This is a genomic window from Haloarcula sp. MBLA0163 (genome assembly GCF_055632435.1).
Genome location: NZ_CM145745.1, coordinates 816,018 through 839,732 on the forward strand (window position 1 = coordinate 816,018; position 23,715 = coordinate 839,732).

Below are 23,715 nucleotides of genomic sequence, written 5' to 3' on the forward strand. Positions count from 1 at the left end.
ATCCAGCTGCTACGAAACCCGGTATAGTTGGTCTTTGTTAATAATTTAGATGGCGCGCGTTATTATTCTTCGACGGAGTCCTCGTCCTCCGGGAGGCCGACGCCGTCGGGGGCGCTGATGTCGAGCGGCCGGACCCACTCGTACCAGATGTACACGACGCCGAGGCCGTACCCCAGCGCCCAGACGGCGCTCCCGACCCACGGGTACCCCATCTGGCTCAGGAACCCGTTCGCGAGGCCGGGGACGATCACCACGGCGGCGATGGTGACACCGAGGACTATCGTATCGTCGCGGTTCATCGACACCGCACCCCCGCTCCGGGGACAGTCATGGCCGCACGTACGCGCTGGCAGCGTTTAGGCGTGGCGTTTGCCCGACAGCCGACGGCCGAGAGCGGGGACCGCCCCTCGCCCCACAGCCAACCCATTTTTATTAGAGTACGCCCTACGCCGGGTGACGGGAATGTCTCAGAACCACACTGGCCGGTCGTCAGAAGAAGATATTGAGTGGTGCTACGACGCCGTCCACCGGGTCTCGCGGACGTTTAGTTTGACAATTGCGGAACTCGACGAGCCGATGGCACGCGACATCTGTGTCGGGTATCTCCTCTGCCGCGTCGCCGACACCATCGAGGACGCGGGCCACATCCCCCGGGGGTACAGGCCGACCTCCTCCGACTGTACAGCCGGACGCTGGACCCCTCGGCGGACGCCTCGATTCGCGCGTTCGACGAGGCGGCCGGGGAGTGGCTCCCCGCCACAATGACCGACGACTGGGAGGTCGTCGACAACGCCGGTCGCGCGGTCGGCGTCTTCCGCTCGCTCGACACCCACTCGCTGGACGCCATCCGCGGCCCCGTCCGCGAACTCGTCGACGGGATGGCGATGTTCGTCGACCGCTACGCCGACGAGGGCGGCCTGCGCATCAAGACCCTCGAGGAGCTAGAGGAGTACTGCTGGTACGCCGCCGGCACCGTCGGCACCCTCGTGACCGGGCTCGTCTCCCACGAGGCCACCGACGAGCAGGTCCAGCGGATGGAAGAGAACGCGCGCTCGTTCGCCCTCCTGCTCCAGTTGGTCAACGTCGCGAAGGACGCCGCGACCGACATGGAGGAGGAGAACAACGTCTACCTCCCGCTGGAACTGCTCCGCGAGGAGGGGCTCGACCACGGCGACGTGGGCGACCCGAGCAACGTCGACTCGCTGGTCCCGGTCATCGAGCAGGTGACCGCCCGGGCCGAGAGCTACCTCGACGGGGCCCAGACGTGGCTCGACGCCATGCCCGAGACGCGGGGCAACTCGCTGTCGGCGTGGGCCATCCCCTTCCTCCTGGCCGTCGGGACCATCCGGGAACTCCGCGCTCGCCCGGCCGACGTCATCGAGCAGGGCAACGTGAAGATAACCCGCGAGGAGGTCCACGCGGTGTGCCAGCAGTTCGTCGGCGACGGCGACCCGTCCATTGGCGACCTGCGGCGGAAGATCCGCCAGCGACCCCTCCACGAGTACTGACGCGGCGACCGTCGGGACATTCCTCTCCGCGGACCGGGCGTGGTCCGCACAACCCTGAAACGTCGGCCACCCGTAGCCGTGGCCATGAGCGAGACGCTCGAACTCCCGAACGGCGACGCGGTGTCGCCGGACGACGTCTTCCTGTACAACGACTACCCGTACCGGCTCGTCTGGCTCGATAGCGACACCCACGCCTTCGAACTGTCGCCGCTGTACTGGGGCGACAGCGGGATGGACATCCCGTTCCGCGACCGGGCGGCGCTCGTCGACCAGTGGGAGACGGACTCGCGGGGCTTGCTCTCGGACGACGAGTGGGTCGAGTGGTTGGAGTCGGCGGTCTCGGACCCGCGGTTCGGCGACGAGGAGGTGGCGGAGCTGGCCGAGGAACTGCCCGTCGACTGGGAACCGCCCGGCAGCGACTCCTCGTCGACCGGCGGTCTCCGGGACAAGCTCGGGCTCTGAGCGGGGCGGGCCGCCCGGCCGCTTTTGTTTCGCGGGCGCCGATGCCGACGCGTGACCTTCAGCATCTGCGTTCGGGAGTCCTACGAGGACGAGAGCGGGGCCGAGCAGACGCGGTACGGCGTCGCCGTCACCACGCGACTGGCCGGCGTCGGGACGCTGTGTCCGTTCGCCAACGAGCACGGCGCCGTCGCGACACAGTCGCTCGTCAACGTCGAGCTCGGCCGGAAGGGCGTCGAGTACCTCGCCGACGGCCTCGCCGTCGACGACGCGCTCTCGGCGCTGCTGGCGGCCGACGAGGGCCAGCCCTCGCGGCAACTCCACGGCGTCGACGACGACGGGACGTTCGCCTTCTCCGGCGAGGAGTGTGGCGAGTGGTTCGGCCACCTCGAACGCGAGGGGCTGACCGTCGCCGGGAACCTCCTCACGGGCGAGACCGTCATCGAGGCGACGGCCGACGCGTTCGAGGACGCCGACCCCGACGCGCCGCTCCCGGAGCGTCTGATAGACGCGCTGGCGGCGGGCCACGCGGAGGGCGGCGACAAGCGGACCGACCTCGAGATCCAGTCGGCCGCGCTGAAGGTGACGACCACCGAGGAGCGGGAGATGGAACCGTACGACGAGGACCTGCGGGTCGACGCCACTCGAACGCCCGTCGAGGACCTCCGCGAGACGTACGAGCGCGCGGGCGAGAGCTTCGCGGCCGCCGTCGCGAAGTACGAAGACGAGTACGAGGCCGACAGCCTCGACGACGAGTGAGCCCGACTCTGCAACCTATTAGGACGCAGGGCCTGAGACACCGGACATGGAACTCATCTGGTTCGCGGCCGGCGGCGGCGTGCTGGTCCTCGTGCTGGGGCTGGTACTGCTTCGACGCCGAGGCTCGTCGGACGCGGCACAGTCCAGACGCGCCCACGAGGACGCACAGCAGCGCGACCCACCGGTCGACATCGGCGAGACGTACGAGTTCGGCATCACGGAGTTCACGGACCACCACTCCGGCGACCGCGTCGCCGTCGGGAAGGTGGAGGGGTTCGTCCTCTTCACCGAGGACGTCCCGTCATCGCTCTCGGAGGGCGACGTCGTCCGCGCACGCGTACTGTCGTTCAACCGGGGCCACACCTCCGCCGACGCACAGTTCGTCGAGACGGCGTAACGCAGCGCGCCACGGGCCGTTCTCCGCTGTACCGTGAGACGTTCTCGTCGGGAGACTCCGGGCAGTCGCCGGGTCTGTCCATCCCACCGCCGAGCCCCTGTAAGTATAACAGTACTAATATTTGTCCTCGTAGTTCGTAGCCGGTCACAGTATGGTACACACACTCACTCGAATCGCCGTCACGCTCGCCGTTCTGGTCACCGCCGTCGTGGGGCTCTCGATGCCTGCCGCCGCCGTTCCGCTGGACGGCGACGACGGCGACGTGGCCGTGCTGCCGGGGGACAACGTGCAGGCTCCCGGGCAGGTCGGCGTGATGCCCGGCGACAATCAACAGGTTCCCGACGGGACGTTCCTGAAAGCGAAGAAGGCCTTCGACGAGCACGTCCCCAAGACGAGTGCGTGGGGTGCGCGGGACCGACTCTTTACGAGTGACTGAACCGTGTCTCACCGACTCGGAGCACGCACAGTACTCCCAGCGTGAGTCTGGGTGGAGGTGGACCGGAGAAAGACTCGCTTCTTCGTCTATCGGGGTCCGAAGCCGCCACACGCATCGCTGCTCACGGTCTGGTCGCAGGAAAATGGGTTGGGGCGGATTCGAACCGCCGACTTCCTCCGTGTGAAGGAGGTATCATAACCGGACTAGATCACCAACCCGGCTACACCGGTGGCTATTCGACCGGATACATTAAGAATTGCGTTCCGACTACGCTTCCGTCTCGTCTTTCTGGCGGTAGGACTCGATCTTCGACCGCGCGTCGGCGATGGCTTGCTCTGCCTCACCCTCGGCGTTCTGCTGGAGTTCTTTCAGGTCGGCCTTGACCTTGTCGAGGCGGCCCGGCTCCGGTTCGCTCTCCTTACCGGTCAGCTCTCGGAACCGCTGCTCGACGGGTTCGAGTTCCTCTTTGACGCCCTTGCTCGCTGTTTCGCCGGCGCGCTTGAGGTAGTACCGAGCATCTTCGAAGTGCTTGTTCATATCTGTCCCTTGGCGAACGACGAATAAATCCTTTGTGCCCGACCGGGCGTGTGCGAACTGTTTTCCATCCCGCCATACATCGTCGTGGTATGTTCACACGTGTATCTATCCCGACGCCGTTCCAGGTCGGGGCGGTCAACGCCTACGTCGCCGGCCGGACCGTCGTCGACCCGGGGCCGGACAGCGAGGAGGCGTGGTCGCGGCTGCTGGAGACGCTGGAGGCGCGGGAGCTCACACCCGGTGACGTCTCACAGGTCGTCGTCACCCACCCGCACCCGGACCACTTCGGACTGGCGAGTCGGTTGCGCTCCGAGGGGGCCCGCGTCCTCGCCAGCCCCGAGGCCGCGGCCATCATGCGGGACTTCGCCGCCCGCCTGGAGTACGAACAGTCGTACTTCTCGGACCTCTTCGAGCGCTGTGGCATCTCCAGAGAGACCGCAGAGGCGGTCACACAGCTCCCCGAGGCGTTTCTGGCCTACGCCCAGAGCGTCGCCACGGACCGGGAGCTGACGGCCGGTGACACGCTCACCGTGGACGACGAGCGCGTGTCCGTCGACAGCGTCGCCGGGCACGCCGCGGGCGAACTCATCTTCTCGTACGACTACGACGGCCGACGCGAGGCCATCGTCGGGGACAACGTCCTGGGCGACATCACGCCGAACCCGTTCCTCCAGCCACCCGAGGACCGCGGCGGCCAGCGGCCACGCGTCCTGCCCGCGTTCAACGACTCGTTGCGCTGGCTCCGCGAGCAGGGCCACGACCGGTTCCTGACCGGTCACCGCGAACCGGTCGAGTCGCCGCGTGACCGCATCGACGCCATCCTCGCCGAACACGACCAGCGAAGCGAGGAGGTCGCCGACATCGTGAGCGAGGGGGCGACGACGCCCGCGGACGTGATGACGGCGCTGTTCGGCGACCTGCCGGCGACGGAGTACTTCTCGGGGATGAGCGAGGCTATCGGCCATCTGGACGTGCTGGAAACGCAGGGTCGCGTCGAGAAACGGGAGAGCGGCGGCGTCTTCCTCTACGAGCTACAGTAGCTCGACGGCCCGGAACGCGAGGCTGGAGACGTAGTCGAAGCCGGGGACCAGCAGCACCGTCACGACGGCGGCCGAGACGATGGCGGTGTAGAGCCCGGTCGGGTACGACTCGATGGACCGGTCGCCGGTCGGCTCCTCGATCCACATCGCCTTGACGACGCGGGAGTAGTAGAACAGCGACAGGGCGCTGTTGATGACCAGCGCGGCCGCGAGCGACCACGCGCCGACGTCGAGCGTCGCCGAGAACAGGTAGAACTTCGAGAAGAACCCGCCGCCGATGGGCAGGCCGGCGAGGCTGAAGAGGAAGACGGTCATCGCGGCACAGGCCAGCGGGGCCTGCCGACCGAGGCCGTTGTAGTCCTCGAAGCGGCGACCGACGCCCCAGTACTCGGCGAGCGCGATGAACAGGAACGCGCCGGTGTTCATGAACCCGTAGACGAGCAGGTGGGCCATCCCGGCGCTCATCGAGAGGGCCATGCCGTCACCGGAGGCCGACAGCGCGGCCAGACCGATGAGGATGTAGCCGGCGTGCCCGACGCTGGAGTAGGCCATCATCCGCTTGACCTTCTCCTGGGTGGCCGCGGCGAAGTTCCCGATGAACATCGTCGCGATGGCCAGCACCTGGAAGACGACGAACCAGTTCAGCGCCTCGCCGCTGGAGACGAGCGCGCCGATGGGGAAGGCGACGGCGAACGCGCGGAACGCGAGCACGAACCCGGCGGCCTTCGAGGCCGAGGAGAGGAACGCCGAGATGGGTGCCGGCGCCCCCTCGTAGGCCTCCGGCGCCCAGAACTGGAACGGGACGGCGGCGATCTTGAACGCGACGCCGCCGATGACCATCATGATGCCGACGCCCAGCACGGACATCGGGACGGCGGGCGACCCGGCCTGGGCCTGCACCGTGCCGTCGACGATGGTCTGGACGGTGCCGCTCTCGATGGCCGTCGCGACGGCGTCGAACCGGAGGACGCCCGTCGCGGCGTACACCAGCGAGATGCCGTAGGCGAACACCGCCGAGGACACCGCGCCGATGAGGAAGTACTTGAGCCCGGCCTCGACGCTGCCGCGGTTCTTCTTGAGGAACGCGACGAGCGCGTAGGAGGGCAGCGAGACGAGCTCCAGGGCGACGAACGCCGTCGCGAGACTGTTCGCGGCGCTCAGCACGGACATCCCCGTCGCGGCCAGCAGGACGAGCGCGTAGAACTCCGCCTGGTAGGCGTGGTTCTCGACGTAGTCCGTGCTGGCCAGCGTCACGAGCGCGGTGACGCTCGCGACGATTATCATGAAGAACAGGGCCATCTGGTCGACGACCAGCTGCCCGTTGAACAGCACGGGCGTCCCCTGGCCGCCCTCGCTGGTCGGGATGCCGGTGCCGCCGAAGATGAACCACACGGCGAACGCCAGCGACGCCAGCGACCCGACGACGGAGACCCCGCCGAGGAGGCTCGTGTTCGTCGTGTCGGGGTCGACGCTGTCGACCAGCAGCAGGACCAGCGCCGTCGCGGCGAGTGCGAGTGCCGGCGCGAGACCCGCCCAACTCGGTAGCTGATGGACCATCTATGCACCACCTCCAGTGAGCGGCGTGATCGCGTGTTGAATCATGTCGTACGAGAGGTCGGGGGCGACACCGAGCAGGATGACCAGCAGGAGGAGGACGGCCAGCGGCGCGACGTCGTGGAACGCCGCCGGGCCGACCTCGTAGTCGGTCTCCAGACTGAAGCCACCGAACAGGGTGCGTTGCATCGCCCACAGCAGGTAGCCGGCGACGACGACGATACCGAACATCGCGGCCGAGGTCAGCACCGGCGCGGCGCTCCCGAGCGTGGCCGCGTCGAACGCGCCCTGGAAGATGAGGAACTCGCCGGCGAACCCGGCCATCAGCGGCAGGCCCATGTAGCCGAACGCGGCGGCCACGAAGATGCCGACCGTCCACGGCATCCGGTCCGCGAGGCCGGACATGTCGCCGACCATGCGCGTGTGCGTCGTGTTGTAGATGACGCCGACGGTCATGAACATCAGGCCCGAGATGAGGCCGTGGGCGACCATCTGGAACGTCGCCCCGCCCATGCCGTGGGGCGTGAACGCGACCAGTCCGAGGATGACGTACCCCATCGACGAGATGGAGGAGTACGCGACGATGCGCTTGAGGTCACGCTGGGCCAGCGCCAGCATCGCGCCGTAGATGACGCTGACGACGCCGACGATGGCCAGCGGGACCGCGAGCGCCTGGGCCGTCTCCGCGAGCATCGTGAAGTTGAACCGCAACAGCGCGTAGGTCCCCATCTTCAGGAGGACGCCGGCCAGCATCACCGACACCGGCGTCGGCGCCTCGACGTGGGCGTCCGGCAGCCACGTGTGCAGGGGGAAGACGGGTACCTTCACCGCGAACCCGAAGAACATCAGGACGAACGAGATGGTCGCCAGACTGAACCCGGCGATGGTCGGCAGCCCGGACGCGGTCCGGAACGCCTCGGCCATCGCGGGCAGGGCCAGCGACGTGAGGTCGGTGTTGAACACCAGCGCGAACAGCCCCGCGAACATGATGAGCGAGGCCACGTTCGTGTAGACGAAGAACTTGATAGCGGCGTACTTCCGCCGGGGACCGCCCCAGACGCCGATGAGGAAGTACATCGGGATGAGCACGCCCTCCCAGAAGACGAACCAGAGGAAGAAGTCGAGCGCCGCGAAGACGCCGATGAGGCTCGTCTCCATGAACAGCATCAGCCCGTAGAACTGGGACTGACGCTCGTCGATGGGCGTCCACGCCGAGACGATGGCCAGCGTGGTCAGGATGGTCGTCAGCGCGAGCAGCGGCATGCTGACGCCGTCCAGCCCGACGTAGTAGGACACCTGGTAGCCCGCGAGGTCTATCCACGGGACCTGCTGGCCGAAGGCCACCTCACCGGGCGAGAGGAGGGCGTTGCCCGCCCCGCCGTTCTGGGTGAGGAAGACGTAGTACATGTACACCGAGGCGAGCGCCGGGACGGCGCTGATGGCGGCGGCGAGCTTGCCGGCGTAGCGGTTCGGCGAGAGCATGACGGCGGCGCTCCCGAGCAGTGTCACCGCGAGGAGTGCAGCGACCCACATTCAGAACCACCCCCCGGCGAGGCCGAAGACGGCCAGCAGGAGCACCAGCCCCAGCGTCAGCAGCGCCGCGTAGTTGTTGACGACGCCCGATTGGATGCGGCGGATACGGCTCCCACCGAACAGGCTCACGCTGGAGACGCCGTTGACGACGCCGTCGACGACGCCCTGGTCGAACTTGTCCATCGCACGGGCCAGCGGGTGGGTCAGCCCCGTCGCCAGCCACACCTGATACTCGTCCTGGTAGTAGTTGTGCATGAGTAGCGTCTTCAGACCGCCCAACTTGTCCGTGTGTTCGACCGGGTCCGGGCCGCGGTACAGCATCGTCGCGGCGCCGGCACCGGCCAGCGCCAGCCCCAGCGAGACGGCCGCCGAGGCCAGCAACGTCCCGGTCGAACCGAGTGGTTCGCCCGCAGCGACGCCCGCGACGTCGTGGAGCAGTTCCTCGTAGTGGTGGGAACTGGTCACGAGTGCGGCCGGCCAGCCGCCCTCGTCGGGTCCGGCGAGCCACGCGTGCAGGAAGTCGATGTGCGCGCCGGTCAGTTTCGCGACGGGCTTCATGTTGATGAACCCGACCGTCGCCGCCAGCACTCCCAGCACCGCCAGCGGCCCCTTGACGTTCCAGCGAACGCCGTGGGGGTCGCGTGCGGTGTCAGAGCGGGCGTCACCGTGGAAGGTGAGGAACACCATCCGGAAGGTGTAGAAGCCGGTGAAGAAGACGGCCAGCAGCCCCATCGCGTACGCGAGGATGTAAGTCGTCGCGAGACCGCCCTCGCTGCCGAGCCCGTGGATGAGTGCCTCGTACAGCACCTCGTCCTTGGACCAGAAGCCGGCGAATGGCAGGATGCCGGCCAGCGCCAGCGACCCCGAGAGGAACGTGTAGTAGGTCACTGGCATCTTCTCTTTCAGACCGCCCATGTCCCACATGTTCTCGTTGTGGTGCATGGCGATGATGACCGACCCGGCGCCGAGGAACAGCAGCGCCTTGAACACGGCGTGGGTGGTCAGGTGGAAGACGGCGGCGATGTAGCCGCCGGAGCCCAGCGCGAGCATCATGTACCCGTACTGGGAGATGGTCGAGTACGCGAGGACCTGCTTTATCTCCTGTTTGACCAGGCCCATCGTCGCGGCGAACAGCGCCGTGAAGCCGCCGACCAGCGCGATGACGGCCAGCGCCGTCGGGGAGATGGCGTAGAAGCCGTACATGCGCGCGACGAGGTAGACACCGGCGGCGACCATCGTCGCGGCGTGGATGAGCGCGGAGACGGGCGTCGGACCCTCCATGGCGTCCGGGAGCCACGTGTGCAGCGGGAACTGTGCGGACTTGCCGATGACGCCACCGAGGACGAGCAGCCCCAGCACCGTGAACCAGGCCTGTGCGCCGAGGCCGACGGTGTCGAGCATCGCGATGGGGCCGGTCTCGCCGTCGACGACGGCGTGCTCGGCGAGCACCGGGAAGCTCTGGGCGACCACTTCGCCGTTCTGGGTGACGGGGGCGAAGAGGCCGGTCCCGAAGGTGGCGAAGATGCCGACGACGCCGATGAGGAAGAAGTAGTCACCGAAGCGGGTGACGAGGAACGCCTTCTTCGCGGCGCTCGGCGGGCCGTCCTCGCGGAACCAGAACCCGATGAGCAGGTACGAACACAGGCCCACCAGTTCGAAGAACATGAAGGCCATCAGCAGGTTGTTGGCGACGACGAACCCGAGCATGCTCGCCGTGAACAGGCCGAGACCGGCGTAGTAGCGCGGCAGGCCCGTCTCGCCCTCGTCGTTCATGTAGCCCAGCGAGAAGATGTGGACGAGGAACGAGATGAGCGTCACGATGAGCAGCATCAGCGCCGAGAGCGGGTCGAGCAGCAGGCCGAACCGGAGCGTGACCGACTCGACGCCGGCGACCCACGTGTAGATGAACTCGTTGTGGTAGCCACCGCCGGCGACGGTGAGCGCGACCCAGATAGAGAGCAGCAGCGACCCGCCCGTCGCGGTGATGCCCGCGAGCGCGCCGCCTTTCGGCATGCGGTCGCCCGCGAACAGTGCGACGAGGAACGATACGAACGGCAGCAGGACGATCGCCGGAGCGTATGTGAATGCAGCCATCTGTTACCACCTCATCGTCGTCGCCTTCGTGACGTCCACGTCACTGAAGTTGCGGTACAACACCAGGATGATACCGATACCGATAGCCACCTCGGCCGCGGCGAGTGCCATCCCGAACAGGGCGAACACCTGCCCGGTGAGGTTGCCGTGCTGGAGCGAGAAGGCGACGAAGTTGATGTTCGCCGCGTTGAGCATCAGCTCGACGGACATCAGGAAGACGAGCGCGTTCCGCCGGGTCAGGATGCCGAACAGACCGATGCAGAACAGCGCGGCCGAGAGCAGGAGGTACAACTCCGCCGGAATCACGACTCGTCACCTCCCACGCCGTCCGCGTCGCCGCCGTCGGCCGCGACGGCTGGTTCGTCGGTGTCCGTGTCGTCGACGCCGAGGTCGACTATCTCGCCGGCCTCCTCGCGGCGGGCCAGCATGATGGCGCCGACCAGCGCCGCGACCAGCACGACGTCGATTATCTCGAAGGCCACGAGGAACCCTTCGCCGGGCACGGCGGCCTCGTTCTCGCCCATAATCGCGCTCGGGGCGATGTCGAACATCGCCGCGCCCAGGCTCTTCGTGATCGCGGCGGACTCGCCGAACCCGACCGGGTTCGGGAACGAGGCGCCGAGGAACACGACGCCGAGAACGACGAACAGGGCGACCGCCGCGAGCCCCGCGACGAAGCTCCCCTCGGTGTTGAGTTCCGGTTTGCTGGTCATGGTGCCACCTCGATGACCGACTCGTCCTCCCGAGTCAGCATCACCGCGAAGGTGATGAGGATGAGGACGCCGCCGATGTACACCAGAATCTGCATCGTTGCGACGAACGCCGCCTGGTTCATGACGTAGAACACGGCGACGCTGACCAGTGACACACCCAGTAACAGCGCCGAATGCCAGACGTCCCGGACTAACACGACGCCTGCCGCGCTGCCCACCGTCACCAACGCGAACAGCGCGAACGCGATTGACTCGTACAGTGCCATCTTACTTTGAGACTCTTTCCGGCGTCCCTTTGAAGATTCCTCTTTCGTCTCGCCTGCAGAGGGGTCTGTCACCGGACCGTCCGGTGTCGGCGACGGAAAATCGGCACTCGTCACACACGGACGGGACGTCGGAGAAAGAACCGAGCGGTTACTGGTAGTCCACTTCGCCGTCGCCCTCGCCGATCCACGCGCCCCGGTCGGGTTCGCGGGACTCGAGCGGGTCGATGTCCTTGTACCACGGCACGTTCTTGAGTTGCTCCTTGTCGTAGGCGAACTCGTCTTTCGTGTCTGCGGTGAACTCGAAGTTCTGGGTCAGCAGGATGGCGTCGGTCGGGCAGACCTCCTCGCACAGCCGGCAGTAGATACACTGGCCGATGTGGAGGTTGTACTGCTCGCCGTTGCGCTGGTCGTCCATCACGATTTGGATGGTGTTGTTCGGACAGACGTTCTCGCACTGCCGACACCAGATACACCGCTCTTGGCTCCACTTGTGGACGCCGCGGAAGCGGGGGCTCACCTCGGGGGCGACGTCCGGGTACTCCACCGTGAACGTCTCCCCGTCGAGGGCGTGTTTCATCGTCGTCGCCATGGACTTCAGGATGCCAATCATTGTGGGTTACCTCCGATAGTCGCGGGTGCGGTCATCAGGCGATCACCCCGACGATGACCGCGGTCAGCAGCAGGTTCGCCAGCGAGAGGACGAGCATCCCCTTCCAGCCGATCTCGATGAGCTGGTCGATGCGGACGCGCGGAACCGCCGAGCGGGCCCACTGCGTGAACAGGAAGACGCCCCATATCTTGACGAGGAACCAGACGATGCCGAGGCTCGCCGGGCCCGGCCCGGCCGGGCCTCCGAGGAAGATGGTGGCGATGATGGCCCCGCCGAGGAAGATGTGGATGAACTCGCCCAGGTAGATGAGGACGAAGTACACCGAGGAGTACTCGGTCTGGTACCCCGCCACGATCTCGGTCGGTGCCTCCGGGATGTCGAAGGGGTTGCGACCGACCTCGGCGAGGTTCGCGATCATGAACAGCACGAACGCGAAGGGGTTGACGAACGCGTACCACGAGGGCAGCGGCCCGATGAGGGTCTGCTGCTGGGCCGCGACGATCTCGCTCATCTGGAGCGAGCCGGCGAAGATGACCACCGACGCCCCGGTGAGGATGAGCGGGATCTCGTAGGCCACGTTCTGTGCGACGGCGCGCAGGCCGCCGAGGAACGAGTACTTGTTGTTCGACGCGTAGCCGGCCATCACCAGCCCCACCGACGCGATGGAGGCCGTCGCGAAGACGTAGGCCAGCCCGACCTCCGGGTCCGCCAGGTGGATGCCGCTCCCCATCGGGATGACGGCGAAGCCCAGCAGCGCGGAACTCGCGATGATCAGCGGTGCGAGGTCCCACGCGGGGCGGTCGACGCCGTCGGGCACGATGAGCTCCTTCGAGAGCAGTCGGACCGCGTCGGCCACGATGATGAACAGGCCGTACGGGCCGATACGGTCGACGGCGATACGGTCGGTGAACGCGGCGGTGATCTTCCGCTTCGCCCACGGCCCGGCCAGCGCCGTGTTGGTCATCATCAGCGTCCCGATGAGCGCCGCGCCGACGAGGCTCATCAGGATCATGACCGGCGTGCTGTTGGGGTCCAGCCCCACGAGGTTGGCCAGCGTCTCCGGGAGCGGGGCCGACTGCATCAGCGGTCCACCTCCCCGAGCACGATGTCGAGGCTACCCAGCGAGGCGACCATGTCCGGGACGTACTCGCCCTGGGACATCTCGGGCAGGGTCTGGAGGTTCGAGAAGCACGGACTCCGGATCTTGAACCGGGCGGGCTTGTCGGTGCCGTCAGACCGGATGTAGATGCCGAGTTCGCCCTTCGCGCCCTCGACGGCACGGTAGATCTCCTTGTCCGGGTCCGGACGGAGCGTCCGGGGGACGTTGGCCTGGATCTCGCGCTCGTCTTCGGGCCACTGCTCCAGCAGGTCGACACACTGCTCGATGATGCGGGCCGACTCCTCGACCTCGCGCATGCGGACGAGGACGCGACTGAAGTTGTCGCCGCCCTCCTCGGTGACGACGTTCCAGTCGAGCTCGTCGTAGTAGCCGTAGGGGTCGTCCCGTCGGAGGTCGTAGTCGACGCCGGAGCCGCGGGCGACCGGGCCGGTGGCGCCGTACTGCTTGACCATCTCCTCCGAGAGGACGCCGGTGTCGACACACCGCATCTGGAAGATCTCGTTGCCCGTGATGAGGTCGTGGTACTCCTCCAGCTTGTGCGGCAGGTCGTCGAGGAAGTCGCGGGTCTTCTCGAAGAACTCCTCGCGGGGCTCGGGCAGGTCCCACGCGACGCCGCCCAGGCGCATGTAGTTGAACATCAGGCGCTGGCCGGTGAGGTCCTCGAGGATGTTCTGGACGACCTCGCGGTCGCGGAACGCGTACTGGAAGATGGCGGTGAAGTCGCCGAAGACGTCCAGCGCGAACGTCCCGAGCGCGAGCATGTGCGCGGCGATGCGGCACAGTTCCGCGCTCATCGTCCGGATGACCTGCGCGTACTCGGGGACCTCGATGTCCGCGAGGTCCTCGGCCGCGCGGGCGTACGCCCACTCGTTGAGGATGCCGGCCGAGACGTAGTCCCACCGGTCCGGGTACGGCATTATCTGGTGCCGGTAGGTCCCGTTCTGGCACATCTGCTCCTCACAGCGGTGGAGGTAGCCGATGTCCGGTTCGATGTCGGCTATCTGCTCGCCGTCCAGCACCGTCTTCACGTGCAGGACGCCGTGGGTCGCCGGGTGGTGGGGACCGATGTTGACGAACATCGTGTCCGGGTCGTCCTCGCTGCGGTGGTCCTCCTCCAGCGGGTTGGCGTTCTCCCGCAGCGTGACGATCTGTGGCTGGTCCTGGTTGTAGTCCTGCGAGAGCGGGTGGCCCTGCCACGTCTCGGGCAGGAGGATGCGACGCAGGTCGGGGTGGTCGTCGTAGTCGATGCCGACGAGGTCGTAGGCCTCCCGCTCGTGCCAGTCGGCCGTGTCGTAGACGCGGGCGGCCGACTCGTTGTGCGGGTCGTCCTTCGGCGACGGGACGACGACCGACAGTTCCTGCGTCGGGTCGTCGAACTTCCGGAGATGGTAGATAGACTCGTACCGGTCGTCGTACTCCTGTGCCGTGACGCAGGCGCAGTGGTCGAACCCGGCCTCGTTCTTCAGCGTCGAGAGGACCTCCTGCACCTCGTCGGGACGGATGACGAACCCCTCGGCGTTGACGTGTTCCTCGCGGTCGAGGACGTGGCCGCCGAGCAGGTCCGCGAGCGCGTCGTAGTCGAGGCCGTCCTCGGTGACGCCGACCTCGGTCGCCGTGTCGGGAGTGGGTTTTTCGAGACTCATGGTTATGGCGAGTTGTCCCAGTTGTACCGCATGACGAGGTCGTCCTCGTCTATCTCGTCGGCGAGCTTGTCGACGAGTTCGTCCTGTTCGAGGTCACCGAACTGTTCGAGCTCGTACGGTTTGACCGTCACCGGCGAGGACTCGCCGTTGGCGATGCGCTCCTGCAGTTTCGCGACGCCGTAGACCAGCGCCTCGGGGCGCGGTGGGCAGCCGGGGACGTGGATGTCCACGGGGATGACCTCCTCGGCGCCCTTGACGACGTTGTACCCCTCCTGGAACGGGCCGCCGGAGATGGTACAGGACCCCATCGAGACGACGAACTTCGGCTCGGGCATCTGGTCGTAGACGCGCTTCATCCGCGGGGCGAACTTCGAGACGATGGTCCCCGGGACGATGATGACGTCGGCCTGCCGCGGCGACGCGCGCGGAATCCCGGCGCCGAAGCGGTCGAGGTCGTGCTTGATGGCGTAGGTGTGGATCATCTCGATGCTGCAGCAAGCGATACCGAACTGCAGCATGAACATCGAGGAGCCCCGGACCCAGTTCATGAACTTGTCGAACTTGGTCAGGATGAACGGCGTCGACCCGAACGCCTCGCGAAGCGTGGAGTTGAACCGGTCGTCAGCGCCGTCACCCATGCGGGCTTCCTGCGTCGATACGTCTTCGACCGCCGGTGGTGTCTGGTCACTACTCATATGTGTCTGCCCCCTTCGTGGCACGCGGACTGCGCACCCATCTCACTGCGCCGTTACGCCACGCCCAGCCGAGTCCGACGACGAGCACGCCGATGAACACGACCATCGGCAGCAGGACCTTCGACATCCCGACCGCGCCGACGGCGTCGCGGTAGATGACCGTCCACGGGAAGATGAGGACGGTCTCGATGTCGAAGACGACGAACAGCAGGGCGACCATGTAGTACTGGATATTGAACTTGATCTGCCTGCTGCTGCCGGTCGGCACCTCACCGGACTCGTAGGTGGCGGTTTTGCCTTGTTCGGGCACGCGCGGACGCAGGAGGCTCGACACCACCATCATCGTGATGGGGATAGCGAGCGCCACGACCGCGAGTGCGCCGATGGCGATCCATGGATTACTCATTCCGAAATCTCCTATCGTGCGACGGTTAGAAGTACTGGCATATAAGGGTTGATAACCACTACGGCGCCGGATTTCGGGCGGTTCGGCGGTCCTTAAAACGGGCGGCCCGTGCGGTCCTCAGTCCCAGTATTCGTCCTTGAACCCGGGCGTCCCGAGTTCGTGCAGGTCGCGCGAGACCTCGCCGACCTCCGCCTGGAGCCCCTCGTGGTACTCGACCAGCCGGTCGCGGAGCTCGTCGTGTTCGCGGGAGAGCATCTGGACCGCGGTCAACGCGGCGTTGAACGACTTGCCGGCGTCGACGGCGGTTATCGGCGCGCCCTGGGGCATCCCGATGACGGAGTCGACCGACTTCTCCTGGACGGGGACGCCGATGACCGGCAGCGGATAGGCGATGCTCGCCGTCATGTTCGGCAGGTCGGCGGACTTCCCGCCCGCGCCGGCGATGATGACGTCGACCCCGCGGGCCTCGGCCGTCTCCGCGTACGCGTACATCAGGTCCGGCGTTCGGTGGGCCGAGCAGACGAACGTCTCGAAGGTGAAGCGGGCGTCGGGCGCGTCGGTGTAGTCCGTCTGTTCCTCGAAGCCGAGTTCGTCGGCGAGTGCGGCGTAGGCCCCGGGCCGTTTCCCCTTCCCGCCGGCCATCGTCGGGAGGTCCGAGTCCGACCCCATGACGATGCCGACGTCGGGCGTCAGTTCGTTCGGGCGGTCCATCTCGGCTTCCGCGTGGAGCTGGTCGACGAGCGACTGGACGGAGTCGGCGGTCATACGCGGGTGTCCGACCGGCGGGGGTGTAAGTGTAGGCGATTTCCGCTCGTCACTCGGCGTCGAGCACCGTCGCGAGCGCGTCGTAGCACGCCTGCGGGTCGGCGGGGAACAGCCTGAGCGGCCGGGTCCGGCCGGAGACGCTGACCCTGAGCGCGCCGCGTTTCCGGTAGGTGAGCGCGGTGCTGACCAGCCCGGCGACGACGAACAGGGCCGCGAACGGGAGGTTCCGACCGACGGAGGCGAGCCCGAACCCGACGAGCCCCAGACTCATCACGACGAGGAACCAGTCCACGTCCTGCAGGGTCACGTCGACGACGCCGGAGAGCGGGACGGCGACGGACTCCCCGTCCGGCCGGTCCACCAGCAGTCGGTCACCGGTGACGGTAACCCGGCCTCCACGTCGTAGCGGGCCGTCGTACACGGTCTCCCGTTCGTCGGGCATCGGGAGTCAGTCGTCGCCCGAGACCGGCGGCTTGTCGCCGCCGCGACCGCGGACGCGGTCGAACGCCGAGACGAACTCGTCGTCGTCCTCGGTGAGCTCCGCCCACGCGGTGAGGCCGCGCTCCTCGCGGGTACCGGGGATGGTGTTGTCGAGGACGAACGCGACGATGCCCCCGACGACCATCCCGGTGCCGCCGACGACGAACAGCGTCGTCGCGACGACGTCGGTACCCAGCACCGCGCCGAGCACCGGGACGCCGGCGAGGCCCTGCTGGAGCGCCGTCGCGCCGCCGGCATCGAGCCCCTGCCCGACCTGGCTCATGTACTCAGGGACGGCGAGGCCGGCGAACAGCGCGAACCCGACGATGAAGATGTTGCGGTTGGCGTCCAGGTCGACGTACTTCAGCTGGGAGAGGCCGACGGCGGCTATCTGGCCGAACATGACCATGTAGAGGCCGCCGATGATGGGAGCGGGGATGGTCGCGAACAGTTCACCCATCGGCCCGAAGTAGCCGACGATGATCATCACCGCAGCGCCTATCTGGACGACGTAGCGGGAGGCGACGCCGGTGATGGCGATGGCGCCGACGTTCTCCGTGTAGGAGGTACAGCCGTTCCCGGTACCCATGATACCGGCGAAGACGTTGCCGACGCCCTCCATCCCGATGCCGTGGTCGATGCGCTTCGCGCTCGGGGCGCCTTTCCCGGCGATGCGGGCGACGGAGTGGTAGTCGCCGAAGCTCTCGACGACGGAGGCGAGCATCCCCGCCATCATGCCGACGACGAACCCGGGAGTGAACTGCGGCAGCCCCCACTGGAACGGGTAGATGGGCTGGAGCAGGGGCGCGCTCGTGACGCTCCCGAGGGCGACGTAGCTCACCGACCCCTCCGCGAAGACGCCGGTCACCGAGAGCACGGCGGCGACGCCCCACGCGAAGGCGATTCCGAGGAGCACCGGGAACAGTTTGAACGCGCGGTGGCGCCGGTCGAGGTACTGCGAGAAGACGACGATGGCGAGCATCGTCAGCCCCAGGAGCCACCAGTTCTGGCCGGTGCCGGGCGCGGCGAAGTTCGGGTTCGATATCTGGGGGACGTTGAACAGCGCGAGGCCGATGAGCGCGATGACGGGCGCGATGACGACCGGCCCCATGTACCGCTTGAGCTTCCCCATCACGCCGGTGTAGCCGATGGCCATCTCCACGAGGCCGGCGACGATGACCGCCCCCTGCAACTCGACGAGCATCGTCTGCCAGTCGGCCCCCTGTTGTGCGAGGACGCCGATGATGGCGAGGCCCGGCGCGAGCATCGAGAACGTCCCGCCCTGCACGATGGGGTAGCGGTTCCCGATGGTCGTCTGGGCCAGCGTGGCGATGCCCGAGACGACGAAGAACGTCCCGATGAGCCGGCCGACCTGACCGGGCGCCGCCTCGAACATCCCCATCGCGCCCGCGAGCCCGAGCGGGATGGCGACGGACGCGCCGATCATCGTCAGGTAGTGCTGCACGCCCAGCAGTATCGACTCGCCCCTCGGGGGTCTGTCCTCGATGCCGTACTCCACGAACCCGGCGGCCGACGTCTCGCCCGCGACGTCCGGCCCCTCCGGGGTGAAGTCCTTCTCCACTTCCTCGAAGTCGTCCGCGCTGTCAGAGCCCATATGCCAACTATAGTGGTCCTGAGCGTGGGGCCACAAATTTCTTGCCAGTTGGCTCGCTCCCTGCTGCAGGGAGCGCTGGACGCCCACACGGAAAGGAAAACGCTCTTAGCCCGGACCGACACATCTGCGTACATGAGCAACGGGGACGACGAGACCGCCGAGGACGCCCCTGCCGAGGAAGACGGCGCGGGCGTCGGTAGCGAGGAACTCGAATCGCGGCTCGACGAGGCCAGCGAGGGCCTCGAGGCCGCCGAGACGGAAGCGGACCTCGACGAGGTCGAAGCGACGCTCGACGGCGTCGAGAGCGACCTCGAGGCCGCCGACCTGCCCGAACCCGACGAGGACGACGAGGACGCGGAGGACCCCCGAGAAGCGCTCGAATCCCGCCTCTCGGACCTGCGCGACGACCTCGAATCCCAGCGCGGACCCTACGCCGAGGACGTCGTCGATATCGTCGAGACCGCACAGGGGACCGTCACCGACAGCGAGTGGACCGACGACGGCGAGGCGGAGGCCCACGAGGCCGTCGAGACGTTCCTCGCGGCCAGCGAGGAGTACGTCGACCACGACGCCGACGCCGGGTCGGACCTCGACGCCGCGGCCGACGCCCTCGGGACGGTCGCCGACGCCGTCGAGAGCGCGAACTTAGACGCCGACGACGACGCGGAGACCATCGCCGGCCTCCTCGAGGCCGCCGAGACGCTCGACGACGACCTCGAAGCGGCGGAGGTCTGGGACGACCTCACCGTCCACGAGCAGCTCGACGCCAAGGGGTTCTACGACGTCCTCACCAACGAGAACCGCAAGGACTTCCCGGCCGAGTGGAACGCCGCGAAGATCCACGCCAAGGAGGGCAACCTCGACGTCGTCCTCTTCGCGCTGGACAAACTGGGCTCCGAGTTCATCGAGGAGTACTTCGTCGACATCCTCTATCACCTCGGGAGCGACGCCGAACCCGCCTTCGACGTGATGCACCAGCGTGCCCAGAAGCGCGACAAGGGCCCCATCAAGGTGCTCGGGAAGATAGGCGACGACCGCGCCACGGAGACGCTCCACGACTTCATCGACGGGGACGGCGACCCCGCGCTCCAGAAGGTGACCATGCGCTCGCTGGGCGCCATCGGGAGCCCCGAGTCGGTCCAGCCGGTCGCGAACCGACTCGACGCCGACAACGACGAGGTTCGGTCCGTCGCGGCCCGGTCGCTGGGACTGCTCGGCGACACCCGTGCCGTCGACCCCCTCGCGGACGTCCTCGAGAGCGACGAGAGCGACGAAGTCCGCGCCTCCGCCGCGTGGGCACTCCGCCAAATCGGTACCGAGGCCGCGCTCGACGAGGCGGCGAAGTACGCCGACGACCGCGCCTACCTCGTGCAAGCCGAGGCCGAGAAGGCCGAGAGCGCGTAGCCCCGAGCTTTTTGTACGGAGGGGCGACCAGCCCCGCCGATGCAGTCGTCCCCCGCACGGCAGGTCGGTCGGAGACGGACAGCGACGCTGGTCGGCGCTCTCGGACTCACCGTCCTGGTGCTCCTCGCGACCGTCACCGCCGCGGCCGGCGTCGCGGCCCCGCCGCAGTCGGCAGACGACGAGCGACCGAGCATCCACGCCGTCTACCCGGACCCGGTGGCCGGCGGCGACCGTGGCGAGTTCGTCGTCCTCGACGTGCCCGAGATAACCGACCTGGGCGCGTACGCGCTCACGGACGGCCACACCACCGCCCGACTCCCGAACCGGACCGCACAGGGGCGCGTCTACCTCACGGCCCACCCCGACCGCGTACGGAACCTGACGGGCGAGTTCGTCTACGGCCTCGACTCTGCCGTCGCCCTCGCGAACGGGGGCGACAGTCTCCGGTTACTCCGGAACGGCACCGTGGTCGACAGGGTGCGGTACCGCGACGCCGACGAGGGTTCGGTCGGCGTCGTTCGCGGGTCGACGATGCGCTGGCGGCCGCTCGGCGCGACGGACCGGCCGGTCGTCTCCGGCAGAGCGGGCGAGGTCCGAGCCTTCACGCTCCCCGACGCCCCGACCGCACCGCTCGCACCCCTCCGGGACGCCGACGACCGACTGTATCTCGCCGGCTACACCCTCTCGTCGGCCCGCGTCGCGGACGCACTCGTGGCCGCCCACCGCCGCGGGGCCGACGTGCGCGTCCTGCTCGAGGGGTCGCCGGTCGGCGCCCGTACTCGCGCCGAGGCCCGGACGCTCGACAGACTCGCCGCCGCGGGCGTGGACGTGCGACTCGTCGCCGGACCGCACGCTCGCTACACGTACCACCACGCGAAGTACGCCGTCGCGGACGGCACCGCGGTCGTCCTCACGGAGAACTGGAAACCGGCCGGAACGGGCGGGAACAGCAGTCGGGGCTGGGGCGTCACGACGGGCCAGCCCCGGGTCGTCGAGGGCCTCGACGAGACCTTCCGGGCCGACGCCGGGTGGCGGGACGCCGTCCCGTGGGCCGAGTACCGCCGCGGGCGGCAGTTCGAGCGGGGCGAACCCGCCGACGAGACGTACCCGTCACGGTTCGACGCAGAGTCTCTCGCCGTCGAGCGGACCGATCTGCTCGTCACGCCGGACAACGCACAGCGCGAACTCGTCGCCGAACTCGACGCCGCCGACGAGTCCGTCGCGGTCGTGCAACCGACCGTCGGCGGGTGGGACGAGCCGCTGCTGAGGGCACTCCGCCGGGCCGCCGACCGCGGCGTCGAGGTCCGACTCCTCCTCAGTTCGGCGTGGTACGTCCGCGAGGAGAACCGTCGGACCGTCGACCGGTTCGAGGCGTGGGCAGCGCGGACGGGTGCCCCGCTGTCGGTCAGGTTGGCCGACCCCGGCGGTCGCTTCGCGAAGATACACGCGAAGGGGGCGGTCCTCGACGGCGAGCGAGTGGTGCTGGGGAGCCTCAACTGGAACGAGCAGGCCGCCACGACGAACCGCGAGGTCGTCCTCGTGTTGCACGGCGAGGGGGTCGCCGAGTACTTCGGACGGGTCTTCGCAGCGGACTGGTCCGGGGGCCGCCCGGCGGTGCCGCTGGGGCTCGTCGGTGCCACGCTCGGCGCCCTCGCCGTCGGCGCGCTCGCCGCCAGACGAGTGCGGTTCGAGAGATAGTGCGTCGAGAACGTGTCGTCGCGCCGCTCAGACCTCTTCGGGGAGTGCGGTCGAACTACCGAGCTCCTCGTCGATCTCGGCCTCGGCCATCTTCTCGACGAGCGCCTCTATGACGGTGTCGCGCATCCCGGAGACGAACTTGATGGAGCCGACGACGAGGTGCCCCCCGCCGGAGACGCCGCCGCCGTCGACCTCCTCGGTCAGTTCCGAGACGTAGCGCGGGATGTCGAGACGCACGCCGTCACTGCGGAGAACGGCGAAGTCGGGGCCGTAGCCGATAGTGATGACGGGGTCGCCCGTCTCCGCTACCTTCCGGTCGTGGATCTCGCCGGTCGTCTTCCCCGGCGCGGGGTAGGTAAAGCGGTGGGCGTGGTTCTCGACGTCGATGCGGTAGAGGTGGGCGCCGTTGTCGAGCCGCTCGTGTTCGACGTGGCTCATCGCCGCGTCCAGCTGGTCCTCGACGTCGCGCTCGGCCTTCTCGGCGAGGAAGTCGACGAGTTCGCCGTGGCGGTCCCGGTCGTCCGAGTCGACGTTGAGTACGTCGCTGATGAGTTGCTCGCCGGAGCTGTACCGGAGCCAGTGGGTGGCGTAGTCAAGCGCCTCGCCGATGTCGCGCAGGTCCGACTCCTCGTACCCCTTCTCGCTGGCGAGGGCCAGGTAGTCGCCCATCGCCTCGGCCTCGGAGCGGTCCGAGAGGCCGGCGACGGCGGGGACGTGCTGGAGGTCGTCGGTCAGGTCCGGGTCTATCATCCGGGCCAGCTCCACGCAGAGCATCCCCGTCGTGATGCGGTAGTCCTCGTCGTGGAGGTAGGGGTTGACGTGCTGTTCGATGAGCGGCTCGACGGCCTCCGGGTCGGGGTGGTGGTGGTCGACGACGACGACGGGGATGTCGTAGTGCCGGAGGTTGCGGTAGGCGGGCGTGTCCTCCTCGGTCGACCCGTTGTCGAGCATCAGCACGAGGGGGAGCTTCTGGCCGTGGCGGGTGCGGTCCTCCAGCGCGAAGTTGAGGTCCCGCGTCACGTCCTCCATCTCGTAGTAGGGGGCCTTGCTCGGCAGGCGCTTGAGGAGGTGCTGGGGGGCGTCCCCGTCCTCGTAGTGGTCGGCGATGAACCGTTCGAGGGCGACCTGCAGGGGGACGCTGGCACAGAGGCCGTCGCCGTCGGCGTGGTGGCGCATCCGGATGGGGCGCCCTTCGAGGACGGTCTTCCGGAGTTCGGTGGCGACCTCGCGGAGGTCGTCCCACAGCTTCTCGAAGGCGGGCCACTCGACCAGCGGGTCGATGTCGGTCGGTTCCGCGGCGGCGGCCAGCGCCTCGTCGAGTGCCGTCTCGACGGCGGCGGCCTCGTCACCGCCGAGGACGGTCAGCGAGTCGACCTCGACCTGCACGCCGCCGTCCCGCTCCTCGGCGCGGCCGGAGACCCGGACGACGTCGTCCATCTCGACGTCGGGGTAGGCCCGGACGCCGGCCTCCTCGAAGGCGGCACACGGGACGATACCGGTGCCGTCACGGACCTGGAAGACGGTCGGGCCGCCGGTCTGTTTTATCTGGACGACCTGTCCCTCGACGACGACGGTGTCGCCCGTCTCCTCGTCGAGGTCCGTGACGTCGGCGGCGGTCCCGTGCGGGACGTGTTCCTCCTCGTAGTCGGTCAGGCGGACCTCCTCGAAGCTGAGGTCGCCGTCGGGGCGGACCTCGCCCAGTTCGACGACGAGGTCGTCGCCGACCTCGTAGGCGCCCAGCAGGTTCGAACTGTGGACGAGCCCGGACACCTCCTCGGAGAGGTCGACGAAGACGCCGTAGTCGACGACGCCGTTGACCGTCGCTCGGTAGCGGGCACCTTCCTCTACGTCGTCGGCGGTACACTCGGCAGCGAGATCGTAGACGATGGTTCCCCCGTCGGGAACCGCGGCACCGTCGTCGGTGCCAGTTGGCGGAGACATTTGGCGTCACTTCGGCACTCCCCCGTTTGTACCCTTCGGAAT

Annotated in this window: 24 protein-coding genes, 1 tRNA gene and 1 pseudogene; 8 read left to right on the plus strand and 18 right to left on the minus strand. The window is 67.9% G+C overall.

The window, feature by feature from the left end; all coding sequences use genetic code 11:
• Positions 1-62: 62 nt before the first annotated feature.
• On the minus strand, positions 63-299 hold the full coding sequence (locus ACV7GQ_RS04255; protein WP_470312307.1) for a DUF7996 family protein: 237 nt from the start codon (positions 297-299) through the stop codon (positions 63-65).
• A 163-nt stretch (positions 300-462) separates the two neighbouring features.
• On the opposite strand from ACV7GQ_RS04255, the pseudogene ACV7GQ_RS04260 reads away from it, so the two are divergent.
• The 5 genes and pseudogenes from ACV7GQ_RS04260 to ACV7GQ_RS04280 all read left to right on the plus strand — a co-directional run bounded on the left by ACV7GQ_RS04260 (position 463) and on the right by ACV7GQ_RS04280 (position 3,559).
• Positions 463-1,508, plus strand: a pseudogene (locus ACV7GQ_RS04260) (phytoene/squalene synthase family protein).
• Between the two features lie 84 nt (positions 1,509-1,592).
• Positions 1,593-1,970 carry a hypothetical protein gene (locus tag ACV7GQ_RS04265; protein ID WP_470312308.1) on the plus strand — a complete coding sequence of 126 codons (378 nt, stop codon included), beginning with the start codon at positions 1,593-1,595 and terminating at the stop codon, positions 1,968-1,970.
• Between the two features lie 51 nt (positions 1,971-2,021).
• Entirely contained in the window at positions 2,022-2,726 is a 705-nt protein-coding gene (locus tag ACV7GQ_RS04270) for a DUF1028 domain-containing protein (RefSeq protein WP_470312309.1), read from the plus strand.
• A 46-nt stretch (positions 2,727-2,772) separates the two neighbouring features.
• On the plus strand, positions 2,773-3,123 hold the full coding sequence (locus tag ACV7GQ_RS04275; RefSeq protein ID WP_470312310.1) for a TRAM domain-containing protein: 351 nt from the start codon (positions 2,773-2,775) through the stop codon (positions 3,121-3,123).
• A 151-nt stretch (positions 3,124-3,274) separates the two neighbouring features.
• The gene (locus ACV7GQ_RS04280; RefSeq protein WP_470312311.1) at positions 3,275-3,559 is read left to right on the plus strand and encodes a hypothetical protein; all 285 of its coding nucleotides are present in this window, start codon (positions 3,275-3,277) and stop codon (positions 3,557-3,559) included.
• 143 nt (positions 3,560-3,702) lie between these two features.
• On the opposite strand, the gene ACV7GQ_RS04285 is transcribed toward ACV7GQ_RS04280, so the two are convergent.
• Positions 3,703-3,777 (minus strand) — tRNA-Val (locus tag ACV7GQ_RS04285).
• 49 nt (positions 3,778-3,826) lie between these two features.
• A complete protein-coding gene (locus tag ACV7GQ_RS04290) occupies positions 3,827-4,096 on the minus strand; it encodes a DUF7553 family protein (RefSeq protein ID WP_470312312.1) in 270 nt (89 codons plus the stop codon).
• An 89-nt stretch (positions 4,097-4,185) separates the two neighbouring features.
• On the opposite strand from ACV7GQ_RS04290, the gene ACV7GQ_RS04295 reads away from it, so the two are divergent.
• On the plus strand, positions 4,186-5,136 hold the full coding sequence (locus ACV7GQ_RS04295) for an MBL fold metallo-hydrolase (protein WP_470312313.1): 951 nt from the start codon (positions 4,186-4,188) through the stop codon (positions 5,134-5,136).
• On the opposite strand, the gene ACV7GQ_RS04300 is transcribed toward ACV7GQ_RS04295, so the two are convergent.
• From ACV7GQ_RS04300 to ACV7GQ_RS04365, 14 genes are all read right to left on the minus strand, one after another.
• Positions 5,128-6,693, minus strand: a complete 1,566-nt coding sequence (locus ACV7GQ_RS04300; RefSeq protein WP_470312314.1) for an NADH-quinone oxidoreductase subunit N — start codon at positions 6,691-6,693, stop codon at positions 5,128-5,130. The genes ACV7GQ_RS04295 and ACV7GQ_RS04300 overlap by 9 nt on opposite strands.
• Positions 6,694-8,223 carry a complex I subunit 4 family protein gene (locus ACV7GQ_RS04305; protein ID WP_470312315.1) on the minus strand — a complete coding sequence of 510 codons (1,530 nt, stop codon included), beginning with the start codon at positions 8,221-8,223 and terminating at the stop codon, positions 6,694-6,696.
• On the minus strand, positions 8,224-10,317 hold the full coding sequence (gene nuoL, locus ACV7GQ_RS04310; RefSeq protein ID WP_470312316.1) for an NADH-quinone oxidoreductase subunit L: 2,094 nt from the start codon (positions 10,315-10,317) through the stop codon (positions 8,224-8,226). It lies immediately after the preceding gene.
• 3 nt (positions 10,318-10,320) lie between these two features.
• Entirely contained in the window at positions 10,321-10,623 is a 303-nt protein-coding gene (gene nuoK / locus ACV7GQ_RS04315) for an NADH-quinone oxidoreductase subunit NuoK (protein WP_220619466.1), read from the minus strand.
• Positions 10,620-11,030 (minus strand): NADH-quinone oxidoreductase subunit J family protein, encoded by a 411-nt coding sequence (locus ACV7GQ_RS04320; RefSeq protein ID WP_470312317.1) that lies wholly within the window; start codon positions 11,028-11,030, stop codon positions 10,620-10,622. The genes nuoK and ACV7GQ_RS04320 overlap by 4 nt, the downstream gene beginning before the upstream one ends.
• Positions 11,027-11,296 carry an NADH-quinone oxidoreductase subunit J gene (locus ACV7GQ_RS04325; protein WP_470312318.1) on the minus strand — a complete coding sequence of 90 codons (270 nt, stop codon included), beginning with the start codon at positions 11,294-11,296 and terminating at the stop codon, positions 11,027-11,029. Before ACV7GQ_RS04325 ends, ACV7GQ_RS04320 begins: the two co-directional genes overlap by 4 nt.
• 148 nt (positions 11,297-11,444) lie before the next feature.
• Positions 11,445-11,906 (minus strand): NuoI/complex I 23 kDa subunit family protein, encoded by a 462-nt coding sequence (locus tag ACV7GQ_RS04330; protein ID WP_166971403.1) that lies wholly within the window; start codon positions 11,904-11,906, stop codon positions 11,445-11,447.
• A gap of 34 nt (positions 11,907-11,940) precedes the next feature.
• Positions 11,941-12,987 (minus strand): complex I subunit 1/NuoH family protein, encoded by a 1,047-nt coding sequence (locus tag ACV7GQ_RS04335; protein WP_470312319.1) that lies wholly within the window; start codon positions 12,985-12,987, stop codon positions 11,941-11,943.
• Positions 12,987-14,669 carry an NADH-quinone oxidoreductase subunit D gene (locus ACV7GQ_RS04340; RefSeq protein WP_470312320.1) on the minus strand — a complete coding sequence of 561 codons (1,683 nt, stop codon included), beginning with the start codon at positions 14,667-14,669 and terminating at the stop codon, positions 12,987-12,989. Before ACV7GQ_RS04340 ends, ACV7GQ_RS04335 begins: the two co-directional genes overlap by 1 nt.
• A gap of 2 nt (positions 14,670-14,671) precedes the next feature.
• On the minus strand, positions 14,672-15,364 hold the full coding sequence (locus tag ACV7GQ_RS04345; protein WP_470312321.1) for an NADH-quinone oxidoreductase subunit B: 693 nt from the start codon (positions 15,362-15,364) through the stop codon (positions 14,672-14,674).
• Complete coding sequence (locus tag ACV7GQ_RS04350) at positions 15,357-15,770, minus strand: NADH-quinone oxidoreductase subunit A (protein WP_470312322.1); 414 nt, start codon at positions 15,768-15,770, stop codon at positions 15,357-15,359. The genes ACV7GQ_RS04345 and ACV7GQ_RS04350 overlap by 8 nt, the downstream gene beginning before the upstream one ends.
• 117 nt (positions 15,771-15,887) lie before the next feature.
• Entirely contained in the window at positions 15,888-16,535 is a 648-nt protein-coding gene (locus ACV7GQ_RS04355; protein ID WP_470312323.1) for an AIR carboxylase family protein, read from the minus strand.
• Positions 16,536-16,584: 49 nt separating this feature from the next.
• Positions 16,585-16,977, minus strand: a complete 393-nt coding sequence (locus ACV7GQ_RS04360; protein ID WP_470312324.1) for a hypothetical protein — start codon at positions 16,975-16,977, stop codon at positions 16,585-16,587.
• Between the two features lie 6 nt (positions 16,978-16,983).
• Complete coding sequence (locus ACV7GQ_RS04365) at positions 16,984-18,630, minus strand: uracil-xanthine permease family protein (protein ID WP_470312325.1); 1,647 nt, start codon at positions 18,628-18,630, stop codon at positions 16,984-16,986.
• Positions 18,631-18,762: 132 nt separating this feature from the next.
• Between ACV7GQ_RS04365 and ACV7GQ_RS04370 the strand changes: the two genes are divergently transcribed.
• Both ACV7GQ_RS04370 and ACV7GQ_RS04375 read left to right on the plus strand, forming a co-directional pair.
• Positions 18,763-20,034 carry a HEAT repeat domain-containing protein gene (locus ACV7GQ_RS04370; protein WP_470312326.1) on the plus strand — a complete coding sequence of 424 codons (1,272 nt, stop codon included), beginning with the start codon at positions 18,763-18,765 and terminating at the stop codon, positions 20,032-20,034.
• Between the two features lie 39 nt (positions 20,035-20,073).
• Complete coding sequence (locus ACV7GQ_RS04375; protein WP_470312327.1) at positions 20,074-21,732, plus strand: phospholipase D-like domain-containing protein; 1,659 nt, start codon at positions 20,074-20,076, stop codon at positions 21,730-21,732.
• A 27-nt stretch (positions 21,733-21,759) separates the two neighbouring features.
• Here the strand turns inward: ACV7GQ_RS04375 and ACV7GQ_RS04380 are convergent, their stop codons facing one another.
• Entirely contained in the window at positions 21,760-23,673 is a 1,914-nt protein-coding gene (locus tag ACV7GQ_RS04380) for a DHH family phosphoesterase (RefSeq protein ID WP_470312328.1), read from the minus strand.
• Positions 23,674-23,715: the final 42 nt, after the last annotated feature.